This is a genomic window from Terriglobia bacterium (assembly GCA_020072815.1).
Classification (GTDB): Bacteria; Acidobacteriota; Terriglobia; order Terriglobales; family Acidobacteriaceae; genus Angelobacter.
This window is the reverse complement of sequence record JAIQGE010000019.1, coordinates 23,350-46,316: the sequence shown is the minus strand read 5'-3', so window position 1 is coordinate 46,316 and position 22,967 is coordinate 23,350. Positions and strand designations below refer to the sequence as shown.

General features: G+C 60.0%; 15 protein-coding genes. 6 read left to right on the top strand and 9 right to left on the bottom strand.

The window, feature by feature from the left end:
- Positions 1-411 precede the first annotated feature (411 nt).
- Positions 412-3,876 (top strand): glycosyl hydrolase, encoded by a 3,465-nt coding sequence (locus tag LAO20_19845; GenBank protein ID MBZ5533690.1) that lies wholly within the window; start codon positions 412-414, stop codon positions 3,874-3,876.
- Positions 3,877-4,031: 155 nt separating this feature from the next.
- A complete protein-coding gene (locus tag LAO20_19840) occupies positions 4,032-4,628 on the top strand; it encodes a hypothetical protein (protein MBZ5533689.1) in 597 nt (198 codons plus the stop codon).
- An 11-nt stretch (positions 4,629-4,639) separates the two neighbouring features.
- Here LAO20_19840 and LAO20_19835 read toward each other — a convergent pair whose 3' ends face one another.
- From LAO20_19835 to LAO20_19825, 3 genes are all read right to left on the bottom strand, one after another.
- The gene (locus tag LAO20_19835) at positions 4,640-4,975 is read right to left on the bottom strand and encodes a hypothetical protein (protein MBZ5533688.1); all 336 of its coding nucleotides are present in this window, start codon (positions 4,973-4,975) and stop codon (positions 4,640-4,642) included.
- Positions 4,976-5,832: 857 nt separating this feature from the next.
- Entirely contained in the window at positions 5,833-7,683 is a 1,851-nt protein-coding gene (locus tag LAO20_19830; GenBank protein ID MBZ5533687.1) for an amidase, read from the bottom strand.
- 163 nt (positions 7,684-7,846) lie between these two features.
- The gene (locus tag LAO20_19825) at positions 7,847-8,671 is read right to left on the bottom strand and encodes a hypothetical protein (GenBank protein ID MBZ5533686.1); all 825 of its coding nucleotides are present in this window, start codon (positions 8,669-8,671) and stop codon (positions 7,847-7,849) included.
- A 249-nt stretch (positions 8,672-8,920) separates the two neighbouring features.
- Between LAO20_19825 and LAO20_19820 the strand changes: the two genes are divergently transcribed.
- Positions 8,921-9,994, top strand: a complete 1,074-nt coding sequence (locus LAO20_19820) for an alpha/beta fold hydrolase (protein ID MBZ5533685.1) — start codon at positions 8,921-8,923, stop codon at positions 9,992-9,994.
- Between the two features lie 183 nt (positions 9,995-10,177).
- On the opposite strand, the gene LAO20_19815 is transcribed toward LAO20_19820, so the two are convergent.
- From LAO20_19815 to LAO20_19790, 6 genes are all read right to left on the bottom strand, one after another.
- Complete coding sequence (locus LAO20_19815) at positions 10,178-10,963, bottom strand: PEGA domain-containing protein (protein MBZ5533684.1); 786 nt, start codon at positions 10,961-10,963, stop codon at positions 10,178-10,180.
- 168 nt (positions 10,964-11,131) lie between these two features.
- The gene (locus LAO20_19810; GenBank protein MBZ5533683.1) at positions 11,132-11,812 is read right to left on the bottom strand and encodes a DUF1326 domain-containing protein; all 681 of its coding nucleotides are present in this window, start codon (positions 11,810-11,812) and stop codon (positions 11,132-11,134) included.
- A gap of 107 nt (positions 11,813-11,919) precedes the next feature.
- A complete protein-coding gene (locus LAO20_19805; protein MBZ5533682.1) occupies positions 11,920-12,150 on the bottom strand; it encodes a hypothetical protein in 231 nt (76 codons plus the stop codon).
- The gene (locus LAO20_19800) at positions 12,147-13,178 is read right to left on the bottom strand and encodes an FAD binding domain-containing protein (protein ID MBZ5533681.1); all 1,032 of its coding nucleotides are present in this window, start codon (positions 13,176-13,178) and stop codon (positions 12,147-12,149) included. The genes LAO20_19805 and LAO20_19800 overlap by 4 nt, the downstream gene beginning before the upstream one ends.
- Complete coding sequence (locus tag LAO20_19795; protein MBZ5533680.1) at positions 13,165-15,594, bottom strand: xanthine dehydrogenase family protein molybdopterin-binding subunit; 2,430 nt, start codon at positions 15,592-15,594, stop codon at positions 13,165-13,167. The genes LAO20_19800 and LAO20_19795 overlap by 14 nt, the downstream gene beginning before the upstream one ends.
- Positions 15,595-15,596: 2 nt before the next feature.
- Positions 15,597-16,262 (bottom strand): (2Fe-2S)-binding protein, encoded by a 666-nt coding sequence (locus LAO20_19790; GenBank protein MBZ5533679.1) that lies wholly within the window; start codon positions 16,260-16,262, stop codon positions 15,597-15,599.
- A 325-nt stretch (positions 16,263-16,587) separates the two neighbouring features.
- On the opposite strand from LAO20_19790, the gene LAO20_19785 reads away from it, so the two are divergent.
- The 3 genes from LAO20_19785 (at position 16,588) to LAO20_19775 (ending at position 22,964) form a co-directional block, all read left to right on the top strand.
- Positions 16,588-18,465, top strand: coding sequence for a VWA domain-containing protein (locus LAO20_19785; GenBank protein MBZ5533678.1), 1,878 nt, complete (start codon positions 16,588-16,590; stop codon positions 18,463-18,465).
- Positions 18,466-18,703: 238 nt separating this feature from the next.
- Positions 18,704-19,471 carry a DUF5666 domain-containing protein gene (locus LAO20_19780; protein ID MBZ5533677.1) on the top strand — a complete coding sequence of 256 codons (768 nt, stop codon included), beginning with the start codon at positions 18,704-18,706 and terminating at the stop codon, positions 19,469-19,471.
- 22 nt (positions 19,472-19,493) lie between these two features.
- Positions 19,494-22,964 (top strand): TonB-dependent receptor, encoded by a 3,471-nt coding sequence (locus LAO20_19775; GenBank protein ID MBZ5533676.1) that lies wholly within the window; start codon positions 19,494-19,496, stop codon positions 22,962-22,964.
- Positions 22,965-22,967: the final 3 nt, after the last annotated feature.

Genomic DNA, 22,967 nt, shown 5'->3' with positions numbered 1-22,967 from the left:
AGTACTGCAAGTTCCAACCAGGAGTCAACACGGTTAGAATGTCTTAATCAATCGCTCCTAACTTGCTGTTATCCAGGTACTTTAGGTTTGGCTGGCATTCCTCCGACTACTTTTAACAATCATGCGGCCCGGGGCGGAGCGGGCTTGAGGAAGAAAGGGTTTTGGGGGAGGGTTCCGTTTTGGCACTGTCTGCAGAATAATTCACTTCGTTTCGTCCTGGAGCCCGCAACGGTCCCCTATTCGGAGGTCGGCGGCAACAAAACGCTGTCGCGCGGCGGAAACGAAACCTGCCCAATGTATTGGTACATCAAGCCAAACTGCGGTCCTTACCCGGGGAGTTCGACGGATCAAGTGTTAGGATATGCGGTTCAAAAAATCGCGCACATCCTTGCCTCCCGGAGGACTTTTTCCATGCGTTGCTCTAACTACGTCTTCAAATGCGGCCTGCCGCTGGTTTTGACATTCGCGCTGATCGGCGCAGCCCTTTTCGGTCCAGCCTCGCTCCAGGCTGCAGCGCCCCAGCAGGATAAGAAGACTAGCCCCAAGCAGCGCAAGGAACCTGCCAAGACGTCTCCGGCTGCGGAGAAAGCCGAAAAGGCCAAAGCCGAAGCCACGCAGGCCGCTCCCGCCGGTGAAGAAGCAGCAGAAAAAGAAGAAGAGCCCAAGGGGCCCTGGCACGGGCTCACATGGCGGCTGGTTGGGCCATATCGTGGCGGACGCGCCCTGGCCGTAAGCGGGGTGGTGGGCGACGCGCACACGTACTACTTTGGCAGCGTGGCTGGCGGCGTGTGGAAGAGCACTGACGGCGGCCTGACCTGGCGTCCCGTGACCGACAAGATGAAAGACATGTCGCCTTCGATTGGCGCGATCGCCGTCGCGCCCTCTGACCCCAACGTGATCTATGCCGGCACCGGCGAAGCCTGCATCCGCGGCAACATCGTCTCCGGCAACGGCGTTTACAAATCCACCGATGCGGGCAAGACGTGGACTTTCGTTGGCCTGCGCGACACCCGGGCCATCGGCAGGCTCATTGTTCATCCCAAAAATCCTGATGTTGTTCTGGTGGCCGCGCTGGGACATCCCTTCGGTCCAAACCCCGAACGCGGCATCTTCCGCACCACTGACGGCGGCAAAACCTGGGCCAAGGTACTGTTCAAAGACGAAAACACCGGCGGCATTGATCTGGCTTTTGATCCCAACAATGCCAACACCATTTTTGCCGGCTTGTGGCAGGCGCGCCGCTCGCCCTGGGGCATGGACAGCGGCGGCCCCGGCAGCGGCCTGTATCGCAGCACTGACGGCGGCTCAACCTGGAAACATCTCAGCGGACACGGATTGCCTGACGGCCCCATCGGCAGGATCGGCGTGGCCGTGAGCTACAGCGGCAACCGCGTGTGGGCTTTGATCGAAGCTGACAAAGGCGGCCTGTTCCGCTCCGACGACGGCGGCGACTCCTGGACGTTGGCCAACAGCGATCGCCAATATCGCCAGCGCGCGTTTTACTACACGCACGTCTTCGCTGATCCCCATTCCGCTGACGGCGTGTACGTGCTCAACACCGGAATGTTCCGCTCCAATGATGGCGGCAGGAGTTTTCGTCCGATTCGCGTACCGCACGGCGACAACCACGGGCTGTGGATTGATCCCAACGATGCCAATCGCATGATCGAATCCAACGACGGCGGCGCCAACGTAAGCACCAACGGCGGCGCCAGTTGGACCGGCCAGGACAACCAGCCAACAGCGCAGTTCTACCATGTGGTAACCGACAATCGGTTTCCTTACTGGCTGTACGGCTCGCAGCAGGACAATTCGTCCGTCGCCATTGCCAGCGCGTCGCAAGGCGGCATTGGCCGCGCCAGTTGGCATGCCGTGGGCGGCGGAGAGAGCGGTTACATTGCTCCTGATCCGCGCGACCCGGAGATTGTTTATGCCGGTTCCTACGGCGGTGACATCACCCGCTATGATCATCACACCGGCCAGGAACAGAACGTCACGCCTTGGCCCATCAACCCCATCGGCGCCGCCGCCGCTGACCAGAAATACCGCTTTCAGTGGACCGAGCCCATCGTCTTTTCCCAGCACGATCCCAAGACTCTGTATTTCGCCGCCCAGGTCCTGTTCAAGACCACCGACGAAGGCGTGCACTGGCAGATCATCAGCCCGGACCTTACGCGCAACGACAAGAGCAAGCAGGTGGCTTCCGGCGGTCCCATCACCAAAGACAACACCGGTGTGGAAGTCTACGACACGATTTTTGCAGTGACCGAATCGCCGCTGCAGAAAGACATGATCTGGACCGGCTCAGACGACGGGCTCATCCAGGTGACCACCGACGGCGGCAAGAATTGGTCCGACGTCACGCCCAAAAACATGCCGGAGTGGGGCACGGTGAGCATGATTGAAGCGTCAAAATATGACGCCGGCACCGCGTACGTCGCGGTGGAGCGCCACCGGATGGATGACTCTGCGCCGTACGCCTTCAAGACCGGCGATTTCGGCAAGACCTGGACCAGCATCACCAACGGCATCCCCGCGGAAGCCTACGTCCACGCTGTGCGCGAAGACAAAAAACGCAAAGGTCTCCTGTACGCGGCGACAGAAAAAGGTGTCTTCGTCTCCTTTGACGATGGCGGCAACTGGCAGGCGTTGCAGAACAACCTGCCTCCGGCGCCGGTGTGGGACCTGGTTACCCATAACAATGATGTTGTCGCGGCCACGCACGGCCGCTCCTTCTGGATTCTGGATGACATCGCTCCGCTGCAGCAGTACAAACCTGAGCTAGCCAGTGAAGACGTTCATCTTTACGCGCCCAGCCCCGCCAACCACACGCAATTTGGCGGAGGCTTCTTCGGCGGCGGGCCGAACTCCGGACAAAATCCACCTTCCGGCGCGGTGATTTACTACTCGCTCAAGACAGCGTTGAAGGCCGATGGCGGCAAAAAGCCCGCCGATGCAACTCCCTCCGCAGAAAAACCCGCTGCTGCCGCCGCGCCGGCAAGTCCCGCAAAGCCTGAAGGCGCTGCGGCTGACTCCGATTCGGCAAAAGCTCCGCTGATCACGCTGGAAATCCTGGACCAGAAAGGCCAGGTGGTCCGCAAGTATCCGCCCAAGCGCCAGCCGGGTGAAGAAGCAGCGGACGACGAAGGTGGCTTTCGTCCGCCTCCGCGCGGACTTCCCACAGAAGCCGGCCTGAACCGATTTGTTTGGGACCTGCAATACGAAGGCGCCAGCCGCGTGCCGCGCTCGCCGCTGTGGGCCGGCAACACGGACGGGCCGGAAGCCCTACCGGGCGCGTATCAAGTCCGCATCACCGTGAAAGGCAAGCAGTACACGGCGCCGCTGGAGATCGTCCCTGACCCGCGGCTGCAAGTTTCGCAACAGGACCTGGAGAAGCAGTTTGATCTGCTGATCAAGATCCGCTACGCCGTCACCCAAGCGCATGACACCATCAACCAGATTCGCGACATCCGCGCGCAGATCACCGCGCTCAACAAACGCCTGGAAGGCCAGCCCCAGGCCAAAGCCGTCGCCGACGCCGGCAAACAACTGGACAAGAAAATGACCGAAGTAGAAGAAGTCCTGGTCCAGACCAAAGCCAAGAGCAACCAGGACGTGTTGAACTATCCAATCCGGCTCAACAACTATTTGGTTGCGCTAGGCGGAGTAGTAGGAAGCGCGGATTCGGCCCCTACGCAAGCTTCCTATGATGTGTATGACATGCTCAGCAGACAGCTCGACGAACAGCTGGCCAAATGGAAGCTGATCCTAACTACCGATGTACCCGCTTATGACGACGCCGTGCGCAAACAGGAGGTTCCGGCCATCATTCTGGCGCCGCCGGGAGAAGCCGAGGACAAGGCCGCAAGCCATTGAAATCATAGCCATTCTCCCTGTTGCCGTGACGGCCAAGATTAGGATTCCCTTAACCGGCAACAGGCGATGACGAAAGTTTTCCGGACCTCGGTTTTGCGTTGACCTTGATTCTCCAGAAAGGTAGAGTCTTCAACGTAGTTCTTCCGGACGGAAAAATGCACGACGCCTTATTTCTAGTATGGATCGGTTTGGCAGCAGGGCTTCTCCTGCTGTTCTTTTTTACCGCCATCGTCAACTTTCGCGAGCGGCGCTCGCTCCCGGTTGAGCTGGGCGAGTTGATCCCGTCTTTTCTTCCCGTCAATCTTGACGTCCTGAATGATGTGTCCGGGCCTGCGCCCGCGGCCACGCCTTTTCAGGGTACGCCCAAAGAGCTGGCCGAACTTCAGCGCCGGCGCGTTCAGCGGTGCATTGACTGCCTGCGGCGCATGACCCACAACGCCGCGCTGCTGCAACGCCTGGGTTACAGCCAGTTGAACAACGGCAACCAGCTCATCGGCTCACTGGCGCAGGAGATGATTGATGCCGGCGTCCACGTTCGTTTGTATACGCTGTTAGGGCTGGCGGTGCTGTATGGATGGAAAGCCTTGCTGATCATCGCCATTCCGCTGCTGTCCACGGCCCGCATCACCGAACTGCAGGAAATGATGTCCTCCAGCCTGGTCCCTGCCTATGAACTGCTCAAGAGCAAAGCCGACAACCTGGCCATCCTCAAGTTCTCCAGCCTGCAGGACGCGCTGACGCAGAGCCTCTAAGTTTTTCCGGCTTACAACTTCGGTTTTTTTGAACGGAAGAAATCCTTGAGCGATGACTCCCAGCCTCTGGCTTGTTCCACCATCTCCGGGGAAATCCGATTGTCCGATGAGACCGGCGCAGGCTGTTCAGCCTTCCAGAAAGTGATGAGCCAGATCAGGCAGGCAATGTCGTAGGAAACCGGCTCGAAGCGCGCGAAGGCGTTCGCAGTGTAGTCAGCTCGCGTGGTCAGCGCCGCTGAAACCAGGACCACGGCAGCCTGTATTCCGAACCCCAAGGCAACATTGAATTCGATCCGTGAAAGCCGCCTTCCCATGACCAGAAGCAGCAGAACGAAAAAAGCGATCACCGCCGAGCACAGGAAGTCCAGGGTCCGCGAAGTGATAAAGAGAACAGCACGTCTATTGTGAGAATCGAGGGCGGTTAGAAACGTAAGAAGGAAGACAAACGCAGTAACTGCGGGAAAAAGATAGCGAAAAAACCGCACTTTGAGTGCGCGGGGGAACAGCCGTCGCAGGAACGTCTCATAAATCGCCAGAAGAGCGGCAAGATAAATTAGAAAATCCGAAACCCAATAGACGCGAAAATATATCTTCGCGGAAAATTCCCTGTAAACCGCAAAGCGCACCAAACCAATCAAGCACACAATGAGAACATAGGCAAAAAACAAAGCAAAATCACGATAGAGCTTTCGCCGGACAAGAACAATTGCCAGGCAGCCGAGCAGCGGCAGCGAAAGCCATTGGATTATTTCCCAAAGCCAGCTTGTTATCGTTGAGGGCAACGCAACAAGCCTAAACTTTGTGCTGGCCCTTCAACAATAAAATTCTAACGAACCGCGCTTGGCGGCTCTGTCGGGGGCGGTACAGGTCCAGGGCCACCGGCAAAGGAACTCGCAGCCGCGCCACACAACATCGCCGCCAACAACACTACACGCAGAGTGATCCTCATGTCTTATTTCCTCCAGATTTGTTTTCTTCGTTTGGCTCCAAAAAAAACCTTTACCGCAGACTTCAGCAGAACCCCGTCAGGCTGGTGATTCCAGCCCCGAGCGAAAACTGCGATGATTACCGTCTATTCAACACAAAATCAGAACCTTTGTATCCGTAGAAATGCACAATTCCTATTATTGGAACATGCTTCGAATATGCGGTGCTAAGGAAATTCTCATTCTCTTGGTGTACCCATTTTCATCTTTCGCCTCATTTACAGTCCAGCCTCCAGTTTCGGGCGCTTCAAGTGGAAACCCGTTGCATCCTGGTAGGCCTTGGCCACGGCCAGCAGCTTGGCTTCGCCATAAAGATTGCCCAGGAAGGTCAGGCTTACAGGCGTTCCCGGACCGCCAGGGTCCACTTCTCCATTCTCGCGGACGCGCGCTTTGGGCGCGTCATCGCCGCGGAAGCCGTTAGGCAGAATCAGCGCCGGATGCCCGGTCAGATTGGTGACCAGCAACTGCGTGCTCTGCGTGGGCGCCACGATCACATCCACCTGCTCAAAGACCTTGGCCGTCTGTTCCATGGCCAGGGTGCGCGCCCGGCTGGCTTGAATGTATTCCACCGCGGGGATCAACCGCGCGGTACGAAAGGTGTTGGGCCAATCGTCTTTGGTTTGTGCGGTGAGCAGCTTGTCGCGGCCGGAGCGGGTCAACTCGTCAAACGCCGCCGCTGCTTCGGCTTCCAGCATGGACCGCATGGCTCCATACGGCAACTTAGGCAACTCCAGCGGAATCAGGTTCACGCCCATGGCGCGCAACTTGGCCAGCGCCGCTTCATCGTACTTGTGGTCATACTCGCGACGGGCGCGGCCCATCGCGCGATTGGCGGCGTCCTCGTCGCGCTTCTTCTTCTCTTCCGGCGAAAGATCTTTTTCTTCTTTCGGCGGCTCCGCGGGCGGAGTCGGTGGCGACGGAAGCTCAAAATCCTTGTTCAGGTAGCCGATTTTCAGCTTGCGCCAGTCCACGCCGGCGTCCCAGTTGAACGCGGCGTTGTGCACCGTGCGATCGCGTCCGTCCGGGCCGTAAATGGCGCTCAGCACCAGCGCGCAGTCTTCTGCGGCGCGGCAGAGCGGGCCAAGCTTGTCCATGGTCCAGGAGAGGGCCATGGCCCCGGTGCGCGGGACCAGACCAAACGTCGGCCGCAAGCCGGTGACGCCGCAGCGCGTGGATGGCGATGAAATCGATCCCAGCGTTTCCGAGCCAATAGCAAACGCCACGCAGCCCGCCGCCGTGGCCGACGCCGACCCGGCCGAAGACCCCGACGACCCTTGTTTGGTATTCCAGGGATTGCGCGTCATCCCGCCGAACCATTTGTCGCCCAGCGCCAGAGCGCCCAGCGTGAGTTTGGCCACCAGCACGGCGCCGGCTTCGTCCAACCGCTTGACCACCGTGGCGTCTTCGTCAAACTTCTGGTCTTCGAACCCACCTGCGCCCCATGTGGTGCGGTAGCCCTTCACCGCCAGCAGGTCTTTGGCGCCCCAGGGGAGTCCGTGCAGCGGCCCGCGATATTTTCCTGCGGCAATCTCGCGGTCGGCTTCCTTCGCTTGGGCTTTGGCGCGATCTTCCGTCAAGGTGATGACAAAGTGCAGCGTGGGATCGTAACGCTTGAGCCGCTCCAGATACATCTCCGTCAGCGCCGAAGAAGAAACCTTCTTGGTCCGCACCAGATCAGCCAGCTGGCGCACGGAATAAAACGCCGCGTCTTCCAGGTTCTTGGGGACGCCGCCTGCGCCGGCCGACGCCGACATTTTCAGCGGACGCCGCTCGGTCTCAAACTTCATCCCTGGCAGCACAGGATCAAACATCACTGACGGTGCCACCTCATTCTTCATGTGCAGGCCGTAGATCGCGTCAAAGCTCTCTTTGAAACCGTTCAGGTCCTCCAGCATCATGTCTTTGTATTCATCGCTGATCTTCACGTCGGCGATGGCCGCCGCGTTGTCAATCATCTCGCGCGTGATCTTGGGCTTGTCTTCAGCGATGGCCCAGAGAACGCCGGGCAGCAAAGTTGACGTGAGTCCCAGGCTCGAGCAAACGGCCAGAAACTTTCTGCGGTCCAGCATTGGCGGCTCCTTGCGATTAAGAATGGCTGGCCATTATAGCCGCAGGGCCGGTTTTGCCAAACGCGTTTGAAGGAGAACCGTGGTTGCAGGCCCCTTTTCACCGATGCCGTGAAAAAGGTCATGGGCGCGTGGTTCGCGCGCCCATGAGGGCAAAGGCAGCAAGTTAGTTGTGCGTCTCCGGTTGGGAATCAAAGAACAGGAAGAAGTTGGTTGGCTGGTCCGGGGCGGCCTTACCCGCGGCTTGCGCGGCACGCAAGGCGTCCAGGGAGTTGATGCCGGTGGTCCCGTCGGCGCTGGGCCACGCGCTGGGGTCGGTCACCAGCACCGAGATTACCTCCCACCACACCGGCCCGAAATGTTTGCCGTCAATGATGTGGCTGTGATTGAGTGTGGGCACAATCACGCTGGTGTTGGGCGGGACCTTGCCGAGCTTGGCCAGCACGGGACCCAGATCAGTCTGCATGGTGTGCATGGTGCAGGTGCTGGGCATGCCGGTGTGCTGGGTCACTGGCAGGCCAGGCTCGGGGCATTGCACCGGTACGGTGGGATGGGTCTTAAAGGCCTCTGGAATGAACCCAAACAAGCCGATCAGCGCTTGTCCCAGGGCCGGGGTGAAGGCATCGTTGATATTCGTGTCGTTGCCAAAAAACGGCGCGATCACATACAGCTTCAGGGTGTTCTTGATTGGTCCACCGGTCGGATCAAGCGACGCTTCGCGTCCCACCGCGCAGATGGGCCGTTGAAATTCGTTGGCGTCCACCGCTGCTACTTGTCCGTTGTGATCAAGGTCGTCAAACGGCTCGTGGATACAATCGAAATTCTGGAAATACGTAAACACCAGGAGTGTGCCTTGAGCAAATCCTTCGGTTTGGTTGACGTTCAGGGGTCGAACGGTGTTTCCGTTGCTGGATTGAGCAAAGGCGCCGAGGGCAAACAACAGGATTGCTGCCAGCCCCGCGATCATTGTGAAAGCACGATTCTGTTTCATAAGGAACCTTTTTCTCCGGAAGTAGAGATCAAACTGTGTGAATGGGGCCCTGTGCCATTCATCGAGTCCGGGACAACGGCGGAGTTACGCAGGCGGGAAAACAAATATCGTGTAACGATTTATTGGAAACCGACTCGGGCAAGTCCAACTCTGCTCCGCTTGCGGCGCTGCAAAGCGCATGAACATTGTCGAAGCGGCTTTCCTTGCAGCCTTGCATGAGTTAGTCTTTTCCGTTCTTAGGAGATTGAGATGAAAACTCGCTTTCCCGTTTTGGGACTCCTCATCGCGCTTGCAGCCGCGTGCCTTCACGCTGCTGACTACCCCGCGCCCACGCCGGGCAACTTCGTCGTAAAAGATTTTCAATTCAAATCCGGAGAGAAGCTGGGTGAAGTCAAGCTGCATTACTACACGCTGGGCACGCCGCAAAAAGACGCGAGTGGCCGTGTGCGCAACGCTGTGCTGGTGCTGCACGGCACCGGCGGCAGCGGACGCCAGTTCCTTTCGCCCAACTTCGCCGGCGTGCTGTTCGGACCTGGACAACTTCTGGACGCCACAAAATATTTCATCGTGCTGCCCGACAACGTGGGCCACGGCGAATCCAGCAAGCCCAGTGACGGCATGCACATGCGCTTCCCGCATTACGAATATGACGACATGATCGAGCTGCAGTATCGCCTGCTGACCCAAGGCCTGGGCGTGGACCATCTGCGGCTGGTGATGGGCACGTCCATGGGCGGCATGCACACCTGGCTGTGGGCGGAACAGCATCCGGACTTCATGGACGCCGCCATGCCGCTGGCCAGTCTCCCCGTGGAGATTGCCGGACGCAACCGCATGACCCGCCGCATGATCATGGACGCCATCCGCACCTCGCCTGACTGGAACAACGGCGAGTACAAGCAGCCGCCGCACGGCCTGGCCGCCGCGCTGGATATTCTGCTAATGATGGGCAGCGCGCCGCTGCGCATGCAAAAAGAACTTCCCACGCGCGAACAGGCCGACAAGTTCCTGGAAGACTTCATCGCCGCGCGCATGAAGACCACGGACGCCAACGACATGATTTATTACTTTGACGCGTCGCGGAACTACAACCCTGAGCCGCAGCTCGGCAAAATCGCCACGCCGCTTACGGCCGTGAACTCCGCCGATGACCAGATCAATCCGCCCGAGCTGAAGATCCTGGAGAAAGACATACAGCAGGTGAAGAACGGCAAGTTCGTGCTGCTGCCCATCACCGACGAAACCCGCGGCCACGGAACGCACACCTGGCCGGCGATTTGGGGAAATCATTTGGAGGAGTTGCTGAAGAGGTCAGCGCACTAGCGGGAAACCTTACCGCTGATGACACTGATTACACTGATTCACGCAGATCAAGATCAAGTGTTGCGGTTAACATTTGTGATCGCGCTAACGGCTAGCGGCTAGATGCCTACAACTGTGCAAACAAAGTAGGCCGCCTTGTACGGCGGCCTACTCGCTACCAAGGCTTAAGAGTGTGATTCCCAGCTATTGCTTTTCCAGTGTTGCGTTCAATTGCACCTCTGATCCGGCATTCACAGTAATCTCGCGCGTCCAGTCCTTGTAACCCGCAAGCGATACCTTAACCGTGTGCTTGCCGGCACTGAGCTTCAACGAAGCCGGAGAGTTGCCCACAAAATTGCCGTCGGCTGCGACGTCGGCTCCGTCCGGCGTAGATTTTACGGAGACCGTTCCGTTCTCTGCCGCGGTCGAACCAGACGCCTCCGTGCTCGGCTCCTTTTCTTTCTCCTTCACGACCTTGGTATTGGTCAATCCAGGCACGTACTCACGGTCTTTTTCGGAGACTGACAGAGGCGCCCCTGTCGCTCCCTCCAGCGCAGTCAGAATCGCCCGGTAGTTGCTTTTGTCTCCTTGCAGCAGCAGGCCCGCTTTTTTCCCGTCAACCGTGCTGTACTCGATGCCAATGAAATGCAAACGGGTCTTGTGCATCAACCCAAAAAGGGCCAGCGGCGTAATCAGAACGCCCAGGGCAATCATGGTACCCACTCGGCGGTGGGCTTCCTGGCCGTAACTCAGGCCGGTGACCGACTTTGCGGGTATCACAACCTGCTGCTCATCTTTCAACTTCAACGTGATCGAGTCTGAGGTGACTGTGAGCTGGTTGTCCCAGTCCTTGGGATCCACCTTGGTTTGCAGTGTTCCACCGTTGTAACGGACCTTGTGCCAGCTATTTCCTTCTGATTCGGAAAAAGCGACATAGCTGGTCAAACTTACGCATAGGACCATGGCCCAAAAACGATAAGCGATACGCATAGTTCTCCTTCAAGAGACTAAACGACTTATTTGAGTGACAAGGTATTCTCACACTCTCATGCTCCCCGTCACAATAAGAATAAACAAGAATAAATAGAGGAAGGCTAAGTCCTCTTAAGGAATAGCAAGGCCGCTCCGTAACAGCCTTCCTGTTCAAGGCTAACTAAGCTACCGCGCGAACGTGCCCACAAACGCGCTGCGCTTGTTGTGGAGTTCCCACACAATGTTGAGATCGTTGCCGCGATACTGATCGGTCATGGCCACGGCGGGCATGGCGTGCGTGGTGCGCGTCAACGGCGGATACAAGGTGCTCTCATTGCCGCACAGGTGGTCTTTCTCGCCGATGGCCCGGGTCTCCACGGTAACGAAATTCCCGGCCTGCAATCTGGCGCGGCTGTCGTGGCCCGCCAGCACTTCCATGTCAATCTGCGTGTCCACCACGTGGACCACGTTGTGCAGCAGTTCGCCGCCCATCTCCTGGGCAAAGTTGATCAGCGCCTGGCGCTGTTGCGCCGTGGCCCGCTGGTCCACAAAGAGAACGGACTTGGCGGGATACGGCGAGTTGTAAGGATCACCCAGCGTGGCGCGCGCTTTGATGGCGCCGACCACGGTCAGCCCGGCGAGCGAAACGCCGTCCCACTTCCCTTCCGTCACGTGCCAGGCCACGATGGCTTCATTGCCCGTGAGATTGACTTCGCCGTTGGCGAAGCACTGGCCCACGTAGACGTCGGCGCTGCGCGTCTCCAGGTATTGTCCTTTGATTTGGGGAGCCGGCGCTTGCAGTGCAAACGCGGAAACACACACCAGAGAAAACGAGAGCAACAAGGAGAGGAAATCAATCTTACGCATGGGGGAACTCCTGCCCAATATTGTAATCCCGATTGGCAAGCCCTTGTCGGGAACTGCAAGCCTTTCCCGATTCGCGGTGATCAGCGCAGCTCTGCGGCGAACGGTCTTTACTTGCTGGCGCCGCAATGGCAGCCGCGTTCGCCGGAGCAGCAGTTGCCCGGCTCGGCCAGCTGGTTGTCCGGACCAATGCAGGTCTGGGTCAGGGCGCACCAGAACAGGCCGTCGCCGGAGCGCGGCACGCTGGGGTCCTGGTCGATCCACACGTACTGGCTCTTCCAATGCAACGCCGAGCACAGGCCAGGGCGATCAGTGTTAAAGCGGTCAGAAATCTTGTTCATGCGGCGCCTCCTTCGGCCCCATTGCGCGACACACCGGCGTGTTTTGCCGTGGCCCCTGCTGCTGCCAGAATGGCCCGCTTCACGGCAACTCGGGCAAGGTGGATCTTGTGTTGGTTGTGTCCCAGGCTCTTGGCCCTCATGACGGACGTCTGTGCGGCCTCTTCGGCTGTGGCCTGCGTGACGGCTTTGCCCATCAAGACTTGTGCGGCTTCAAGCGATACCCACGGCACCGGCGCAACGTGTCCCATCACGATCTTGGCGTTCTGCACCGTGCTGGCGTTCATCGTCAGCGCGACGGCTGCAGTCGCGTAGGGCCAGTCAAAGGCTTCTTTCTGGCGGACTTCATAGTGCCCGGCGCGGACATTGGGTGCCGTCATCGGAATGGAGACGCCGGTGACGATCTCGTCCGGCCGCAGATTGTGCTCCCGGTCGCCTTCGATCTCCGGGACCATGAAGAACTTCTCCAGCGGGAGCTCGCGCATGAGCCGCTCGCGCTGAATGTGCACGATGGCCCCGTAGGCGATTAGCACGGGAGCCACGGTGGATGGACTCACCCAGTAAGCGGGGCCGTTGTTGCCAAGAATCGCGTGATAGCGGTTGTCGCCTTCCAGCACCAGCGACTTGCCGTCTTGTTGCGCAAACAGCCCGTGACCGGTGCGGAAGTACCAGCAGCGCGGCCTCTGGCAGAGGTTGCCGCCCAGGGTGGCCACGTTGCGGATCTGCGGGCTGGCAGCTTCTCCAGCGGCCATCGCCAGCACGGGAAAGTTCTGCTTCACCTCGGCGTTGCCGGCGATCTCCGCCAGCGTGGTCAGCGCGCCGATGGTCAACATGTCCTTCCCCATGTGCACGCCATGCAGTTCCTGGATGCCTTTGATGTTCACCAGGCGCTTGGGCGTGACGATTTCATCCTTCATCAAGGACAACAAGTCGCTGCCGCCGGCCAGGACTTCAACTTCGCCCCAGCTTTCGCCCAGCAGCGCCAGGGCTTCTTCTTGCTTGGCGGGAGATGCGTAATCAAACGCTCGCATGGCTGCCTCCTGATTGGTTAAGCGCCGCGATAACGCGGTCCGGCGTAATCGGCATGAACGGCACGCGCACGCCGATGGCGTTGGCCACGGCATTGGAAATGGCGGCCATGGGTCCCACGGTCGGTGGTTCGCCCAGGCCGATGGGCCCGCGCTCGTCGTATCCCTTGCCGGTCATCATGTGCACCACCAGCTCGCCCACGTCGCCGATGCCGGCCAGCCGGTAGAAATCCATGTTGGGGTTGAGCATGATGCCGGTGACGGGGTCCATGACGCGCTCTTCATAAAGTGCGGTAGCGATGCTCATAATCATGGCGCCGTAAACCTGGCTCTCCGCAGTTTTGAGGTTGATGACCAGGCCGCAATCCTGCGCGCACACCATCTTGTTCATTTTGACGATGCCGGTTTCCACGTCCACCGAAACATCGGCCATCACCGCGCCGCCCACGCCGCTGCTGATGAGTTCTTCCGTCAGCCGTTTGGTGGGATCGTTGGGATCGATCTGCCCGACTTTGTTCTTGTCGGTCACCTCAATCGGCTGCGTGCCCAGGCGCATGCATGCTTCCTTCCACGTCAGCTTGCGCGCGGGGGCCGATGCCACGCGGATGGTCCCATTCACCGCTTCCAGTTCGCCCGGCTTGGCCTTGAGCGCCGATGCGACTTTGGCGAAGAGCTGGTCGCGGGCGTCCACCGCAGCGCGGCGAGTGGATGAGCTCACGCCGCCAATCGTGGTGCTGCCGCCGGAGCCGCCGGACGCAGGATATTGGGTGTCGCCGATCTTTAAATTGATCTGCTCCAACTTAAGCCCCAGCGTGTCCGCGGCAATCATCATGATGGCCGTGCGGGTCCCGGTGCCCAGGTCCTGCGTGCCCATCTTGAGTCCCACCGAACCGTCCGGACGAATGCTGAACGAGCAAGCGCTGGGATGCCCGCCGCCGCCCCAGGTGTGTATGGCCAGACCCAGCCCACGCTTGACCGGGCCTGATCCGTTCTGTCCGCGAGGACGCCAATTCTTCTTCCAGCCGATCAGATCAGCCGCAATCAGCAGTTCGTCGCGATAGGTCTCATCGCGATGGAACGGATTGGTCGGCGGCGCCGTCAGTTGGATGTTCTTCAGCATCAAGTCCAGCGGGTCCATGTTGAGCTTGGCGGCCAAGTCTTCAATTGCAGCCATGGTGATCAAGCAGCCTTGCGGATGGTTGGGCGCCCGCCACGCGCGCGCCGGCCCGGTATTGGTCAGCACGGCCACGTGGTTCTTGCGCTGGTTGGGAATTCTCACGACGTACGGCATAGGCGGAGCGCCGCCGCCGCCCGGACCTCCGGTGCCCCAGGAATCAGATTGCCAGGCCAGCAGCGTGCCGTCTTTTTTGGCGCCGACTTTCACCCGCGCAAACGCCGAGGGCCGCGCGCCGGCCAAGGTGAGTTCCGCGTCGCGCTCCAGCATTACGCGCACCGGCTTGCCGCCGGCCTTTTTGGAAACCTGCGCCGTGTAAATTCCCCAGCGATCGGCCCCGAACTTGCTACCGAAGCCTCCGCCCACGTGGTCCTGATGCACGCGCACGTTGGCCGCGGAAATCTTCAGCGCGCCGGCATATTCGTTGGAAACGCCGGAAACGTTTTGCGTGGAAAGATGGACAAAGAGGTGATCATCGTTCTCCCACTCGGCGATGGAACCGTGGCTTTCCATGCAGCAATGGGTGATCGTCGGGCAGCCGTACACGCCCTCGGAGATGACTTCTGAATCTTTGAAGCCGGCATCCGGATCGCCTTCCGTGCGTTCGTCTTCCTTCCTGTAGTGCGACGCGGTCTTCTCTGCCGCCGGCTTGACGGGCGACGACTGCAGCGTCTTGATCAGGTCTTCGCCGATGTGGTTCTCCCGCATCTGGGCCAGCATGTCTTCGCTGACCGCAAAGCTGATGCCCCGGCTCTTGACGCGTTCGATGATCTGCGGCTCTGGCACCTGGTTGCGGAACAATCCGACAAGGTCGCCCAGGGCCATGGGCCCGGTGTCCGCCGCGACATTATCCGGATGAGAATGGTCATCTACCCAGTGCGGCAGCTTTTCATACTCAATCTTGATTAAGCGGGCAGCGTCCGCCGCCACGTTTTCATCGGCGGCAGCCACGACGACAATGTCGTCGCCTGCCCAGTGAATCTCTGATCCAGGGCCTTGAATCACGTGCACCGCAGCCACGCCCGGGAACTTCTCCGCTGCGGACGTATCAATGCTTACGACTTTGGCATGGGCGTAAGGGCAGCGCACCACTTTGCCGTACAACATGCCGGGGCGATGAACGTCATAGGTGTATTTGGCGCGGCCGGAGACTTTGTCCGGGCCGTCCACGCGCGAAACGCGCTTGCCGATCAGCGTGCGTTTTTCCGCTGCGGGCCAAGAGTATTTGGTAGTTTCGTCGGCCATGATCAGGCTCCTTTCCCGGCTTTGGCTGCCTGCATTACCGCAGCCCGCATGCCGGCGTAGGTACCGCAGCGGCAGAAGTTTCCGCCCAGGCCGGTCTTGATCTGCTCCGGCGTGGGATTAGGATGCTGCTCAAGAAAAGCCTTGGTCGCCATGACGAATCCCGGGGTGCAGAACCCGCATTGCTGCGCGTCATGGTCCACAAAAGCCTGCTGGATGGGATGGAGTTTCCCGGGCTCGCCCAGGCCTTCCACCGTGGTAATGGCCTTGCCCTGAGCGTCAATGGCCAGAATGGAACAGGCATAAACCGTCTTGCCATCCATCAGTATGGTGCACGCTCCGCAGGTGCCGCGGTCGCACACGCGCTTGGCGCCGGTGAGGTCAAACTGGTCGCGCAGTGCGTCCAGCAGGGTGACCCGTGGCTCCAGTTGCGCGTTCAGCTTTTTGCCGTTCACGCTGAGCGATACCGGGACCTTGCCCGGTCCGTGCACGGCGACGCCGGCTTCCGCTTCCGCCAGCGCCGTGGCTTGCGCCACCAGCGGCACGGCCGCGGTGACGCCGGAAATCTTCAGGAAGTCACGCCGCGAGACTCCGGGGCCGTTTGAGGATGAGGTCTTCTTGGTCTTGTTGGGCTTCTTCTTTTCAGGCAGGTCGTCCACAGGTGCCTCCATGGCTGTCAGCTTGGAACAACAGCGCGATGCGAAACTGGAAATTGTAACTCTTAAACGCGGCGCGTGTCTTCACAGAAGAGCGCGGGGTAGCGGGTCAGTTTGACTGGCCCACCGCCCGTATCAGCGTCCAGCGAGTCGCTTGCGAATCGCGGGCCTTTAGGCAGACGTTCATCGCCTTAATCACGAAGGATGATTCATCGAACTGTGATGCTTCCGCCATCCGGCCAGCCTTAACCTAGGAAGTAACTAACGGCAGTCAAGCCATAAGACTAACAACGAAAACAGCGGAAACCTGATACCATCCTACTGATTCGGGAGCTCCCCCATGACCAGTCTTCGCGCGCGGTCGTATCTCCTCGCACTCTTTGTCGTCCCTTTGTTGTCCGCTAGCCATCAAGCTCAGTCCGCGGGGGCTGCGCCGCAGCAAGCCCCGCCACCCGCACAGACTGCTTCGCCGTCACCTGCGCCTGCCCAGGGCCCGGCGCCGGCGCAAAAGCAAAACGCCGCCCCGGTTTACGAATCTGCCACCGTACTCAAGGCCGTCACCCGTCTGGTGGTGGTGGACGTGGTGGCCGTGGACAAGAAAGGCGAGCCGGTCGCCGACCTGAAGCAGTCCGACTTCAAAGTGCTGGAAGACGGTAAGGAACAGAAGGTCCGGGTCTTCAATTTCCAGCAACCAGCGCCTGTCGCCGCCAATGCGGCGCCAGCCCCGGCGCCGGCCAAGCTGCCGGAGAATGTTTACACCAACGCTCCCTCTTACAACCCCAACAACGCGCTCAATGTAGTTTTGCTGGACGCGTTGAACACCCTCACGCCCAACCAGACGTACGCGCGCGACCAGATGATCCGCTTCCTGCAGAAAATGCCGGAAGGCCGGCCGGTGGCGGTGTATACCCTGGGCACGCGGCTGGCTCTGCTGCAGGATTTCACCACCGATCCGGCGGTGTTGAAAGAGGTGATCAGCAAGCTCAAGAGCCGCACCTCGCCGCTGCTGGCCAACCCCACGGGCGGCCCGGAGCAGGAGATTCTTCCGGCCGGCGCGGTGGACGCCGGGGCACTTCCCGCGCAAATGGTGCAATCCATCATGCAGTTTGAGCAGGAAGAGGAGGCGGTGCAGACCGACGTCCGCAAGGCCATCACCCTGAGCGCCTTGACGGCGCTTTCCCGCCTGCTGGCCGGATATCCCGGCCGCAAGAACCTGCTTTGGGTGTCAGAAGCATTCCCTCTCACCATCAATCCCAACACGGAACTCACTGGCGACATCATGGCCGGCACCCGCAACTACGCCTCAGAGGTTGCCGCAGCAGCGGACGCGCTGATTGATGCCCAGGTGGCCGTCTATCCCATTGACGCCCGCGGGCTGTGGACCTCATCAACGTTCAGCGCCGCCAGCACCGGCCGCGACAAGTTCGGACGGTCAGTGGGCGCGCGGCCGGGGCGGATGGGTTCCGTGCTCAGCGCTGAATCAGCCGTGGTCACCGACTCCCACGGCACCATGGAAGACCTGGCGGAGCGGACCGGAGGCAAGGCTTTCTACAATAGCAATGACCTGGACGGCGCCATGCGCCGCAGCATGGATGACGGTTCCACCTATTACATCCTGGCGTACTATCCTGAGAACAAGGATTGGAACGGCAAGTTCCGGAAGATCCAGGTCAAGTTAGACCGTCCCGGCGTAAAGCTGCGCCACCGGCTGGGATACTACGCCGTAGACCCCAAGACTTTCGCCGAGCACAACCCGAAACGGCAGGCAATTATTTTGGGAGAGGCGCTCAGCCTGAATTCTCCGGTGGCCACGGCGCTGACGTTCAAGGCCGGCGTGATCGCCCCCTCGGACGCGACGCAGAACAAGGTGATGGTAAATTTCGGCGTTGATCCCCACGCCATCAGCTTTGAAGTCCCCAGTGACGGTCTGCACCATGCCAAAGTGGATTGCGCCGTGCAGGCGTACTCGGACACCGGCCAGTTGGTGAAGACCGCGGCGCAGACCGTGGACGCCGCCTTGAAGCAGGACACTTACATCAGGGCCATGAGGACCATCTTTCCCTGCCAGTTAGCGTTTGACTTGCCGGCGGGCAGCTATCGCCTGCGGCTGGCGGTCCGCGATGACAGCACCGGGTTGATAGGGACGGCCAATGCCAAGCTCATCGTGGCCCAAGCGGCTGCCCCTGCGGCCGCCATGCCCAGCGAGAAAAAGCCGTAAACCAGCCATGCTCTGCCGAATCGAGTTTTTACGCGGTTTTGACAGCCTTGATCCTTCTTAACGCGTAGTCTTGGATGAAGGCTGGCTATACTCGCAGTCAAGGTTGTTCGCCTCGAGTGGAACTCACCTTTCTCGACTGGCGGTCGTCGTTTTTTCCTGCAGCCCGGTCGTGACTTCAGGTCAAATCAAATCCCGGTTGAGGAACCTGGATTGAGGAAATTGGGATGAGGAAATTGGGATGAAGATGCTCGTGAAGACGAAAAAAACTTTGCTGTTGGCCACGCTGCTGAGCATGGGTCTTGCCGGCGTTCAGGCACAAGGCCCGGAAGGCGGGCGCAGGAACTTTCCTCCCGGAGACAACGTCGTAGGGAAAGTTACGTCGGTCAGCAAGGACTCGCTGGTGGTCGCACCGGTGACCGGCGGCGATCCAATTACGATCAAAGTCGGCGACAGCACACGCGTCCTCAAAGCGCGTGAACCCATCGCGTTCAGCGAAATCAAAAATGATGACCTGGTCTTTGCCCGCGGCGAACTCAAAGAAAAAACCATGCAGGCGCTGCTGGTGAGCGTGGTCCCGCCGGAGGCCGTGGAAAGAATGCGCCAGGGCGGTGGAGGCATGATGTTCGGCGGGCCTGGCGGCCGCGGAGGACCGGGCGAGCAGTTCAAGCCCGAAGATATGGGCAAGAAGTTCATCGCCGGCGAAGTCAAGGCCATCAACGAAACCAAGCTGACCATCGCCCGCCCTGACGGCCAGACCCAGGACATTGAAGTGGACGAAAACACTTCATTCAGGAAAGGCCGGGAAAGCATCACGCTGCCGGACATCAAGGTCGGCGACTTCGTGTTTGGACGCGGAGAGTTGAAGAACGCCATCTTTGTTCCGCAGACGTTGAATGTTGGCGACCCGCGGAGGCGGACCATGGTGATCGGCGGCGAAGGCGGCCAGCCGCAGCAGAAAAAGCCGGACGCAGGCAAACCCGCAAGCGAGGGTCCGCCCAACAACTAGAGTTCAAGATCAACCCATCAAGATGAAGATTTGCCAACAGTGGTTTAACGGTTTCTTGGTTCTTTTGGGATTCGCGCTGCTGCTCCTGCCCGTGCGCGTGATTGCGCAAGAACCAGGACCAACGCCAGCATCGCACTCTTCGCCAGCGCCGCAGCCTGGGCCACCCGCAACGCAGGCTCCTTCATCGTCATCATCGCCCGCGCAGGCGCCGTCCGCGGCCAGCCCGTCAACGGCGTATGGCGAAATCTCCGGCACCGTCAAGTCCGGCAACATTCCGCTTCCTGGCGTGACCGTCAGCGCGGCCAACACTCTTACCGGCAAGCGATACATCACGTCCACGGAAGTGGACGGCAGTTTCAAAATCTCCGTTGGCGGTAAAGGCCGTTACGTGGTCAAGGCGGAGTTCTCGGCGTTTGCGCCGGTGACCCAGGAGATCGTCATCAACGAGCAGAACCGCGCGGGCAAAGCTGACCTGGCCATGATTTTGCTTTCGCGTGTGCAGAAAGAAGATCAGGAGCAAGGACAGCAAGTTGCGCAGCAGATGAGCGCCGCCGGACGCCAGGGCATGCAGCAACTGGCGCTCTCCGGTGGCGGCGATCTGGGAGGCGGATTCTCTTCCGCCAACACTGACGCGGCTTCTCTGGCCGGCGCCGGATTGCCCAACGCCGGACTGGCGGCGGAAGGCGGCAACGAATCGGTGGCCGTCTCCGGGTCCATGGGACGCGCGGAACAGAACATGTTTGATCCCGGCGAAATGCAGGACCGAATCTCCGATCTTCGCGAACAACTGCAGCAGCAGGGTGGCGGAAGCGGCGCCATCAACTTTGGCGGCGGCACCGCCAACATCCAAATCCTCGGCGGAGGCGGCTTCGGCGGCGGTGGCATGGGCGGTGGCGGGCCGATGGTCTTCATCATGGGTGGAGGCCCCGGCGGAGGAGGAGGCCGTGGTGGACGCGGCGGTCGCGGCTTCAACGTGAACAAACCGCATGGCTCCATCTTCTTCAATTACGGTGGCTCGCTCCTGGACGCCAAGCCGTACTCACTGAACGGCCAGCCGGAAAACAAAGCCGACTACAACCAGAACCGCTTTGGCGTCACGCTCGGCGGACCGCTGAACATTCCCCACATCTACCACGGCGGCGCCAAGACATTTTTGTTCGGCAGCTACACTGGCAGCCGCAGCACCAATCCTTACGACGTTTTCTCCACCGTGCCCACGCTGGCCGAACGCTCCGGCAATTTCCAGACTTTCCAGGTGGCGAACATCAATCCCGCCGCGGCCCAGATCCTGAATTTCATTCCTGAGCCCAATCTTCCCGGCGACGTCAGGAACTTTCATTTTGTCTCCGCCAGCCCCAGCCACTCGGACACGGCGTTCGTGCGTTTCAATCACAGCTTTGGCGCCGACCAAGGACTCCTGGGCGCTCTGGGCATACGCGCACAGCAACGCCAGCAGCAGCGGCAGCAACAAAGTGCCGGCAAGAAGCAGGAGAAGACGCATTGGTCGCAAAGCATCAGCGGCGGATTTGTTTACAACAACATTCGCAATACCGTATTGAATCCGTTCCCCGGGCTGGGCGGCAACCAGGCGATCCACAATTACAATTTCAACGTCGGCCACTCCGCGGTGAAGGGCTTGTTCATCAATTCTCTGCGCTTCAACTACAACCGCGCCGGCGCGCAGACCCTCAACCACTTCACCAACAGCAATAATATTGAAGGCCAGTTGGGAATCACCGGGGTTTCGCAGTTGCCCGCGGACTTCGGCCTGCCCACGCTGAGCTTCGCGCCGGAATTCAGCAGCCTGCAGGACCTAACGCCGCAATTCCGCACCAACCAGACATTCAGCGTCAGCGATTCCATGAGTCTGACGCACGGCAAGCATTCCTGGACCTGGGGCGGCGACTTCCGCCGCCAGATGCTGGACACCCGCAATGCCGCCAACGCGCGCGGAACGTTCATCTTCACCGGCGCGGCCACCGGCCAGCCTTTTGCGGACTTTCTGGCGGGCTTTGCCCAGGAAACGTCCATCCAGTTTGGCGCCGAAGATTACCGTTTCCGTTCCAACTCCTTCGATCTTTTTCTCCAGGACAACTGGCGCGCCGGCAAAAACCTCACGTTGAACCTGGGGCTGCGCTATGAATTCATCCTGCCGTTTTCAGAATTGAACGGCCAGCAGGTGAACCTGGACGTGGCGTCCGACTTCAGCGCGGTGGCCCCTGTCCAGCCCGGCCAGACCGGCCCGATTACCGGCAAGCGGTTTCCCCAAGGCCTGTTGCGGCCGGACCGCAACAACTTTGCGCCACGCGTGGGCATTGCGTGGAAGCCATTTCCCAAAACTGTGGTCCGCGCCGGATACGGGATCAACTACAACCTTGGCCAGTACGGGCAAATGGCGACGCAGCTCGGCTTCCAGCCGCCGTTCGCCGTGGCCCAAACCAATCCTGCGGCGACGCCTACGTCGCTCACGCTGCAGAACGGCTTCCCTGCGCCCGTCATAAGCCCCAACCACATCACCAACAGTTACGCTGTGGACCCCGACTACCGGCTGGCGTACGTGCAGTCGTGGAACTTGAACATCCAGCAGGAAGTGAAGACCAGCCTGGTGATCAATATCGGCTACACCGGTTCTAAAGGAACGCACCTGGACATTGTGCGCGCGCCGGACCAGCTGGCCACGGGCGGACCGCGCTTTGTTCCCTGCACGCCGCTCACGCCGGCGGGCACGTCTTGCGTTGCGCCGTTCTTGTTTGAATCGTCGCAAGGCTCGTCCATTTTGCATTCCGGTAGCCTGCGTGTGCGCAAACGCATGCGCCACGGCTTCTCGCTGGGCGGGACCTATACCTACTCCAAGTCCATTGACAATGCCTCCTCCATCGGCGGAGGCGCGGCGGTGGTGGCACAGAACGATCTGGACATCGCCGCCGAACGCGGCCTCTCCAGCTTTGACCAGCGGCACCGTTTCTCCGCCGACTACATCTACCAACTGCCTTTCGGCAAAGAACAGAAATGGCTGCATAAAGACGGCTGGGCGCAAAAAGCTTTCAGCGGAATTGCCGTGAGCGGCAACGTGATGCTGGCATCGGGACTTCCCTTTTCGCCGCGCGTCTTTGGCAGCGCGTCTGACCTGGGACGCGGGACCACCGGCGCCACCCGGCCTGATCTGGCGCCGGGCCAAGCGATCAAGTTGAACAACCCATCCATTGGAGAATGGTTCAACACCGCGGCGTTCACTTCGCCAACCCGCGTCTTTGGCGACGCAGGACGCAACATCATCATTGGGCCGGGAACGGTGAGCGCGGACATGTCGCTCTCGAAAAATATTCAGGTGAAAGAAATGCAGGCGCTGGAAGTGCGGCTGACGGCGACCAACGTTTTCAACATCGTTCGCTTCACCTCGATTGACTCCACCTTCGGCTCGCCGACCTTTGGACAGGTCGTGGGCGCGGGCTCCATGCGCAAAGCCCAGCTCTCCGCGCGGTACAGGTTCTAGGTC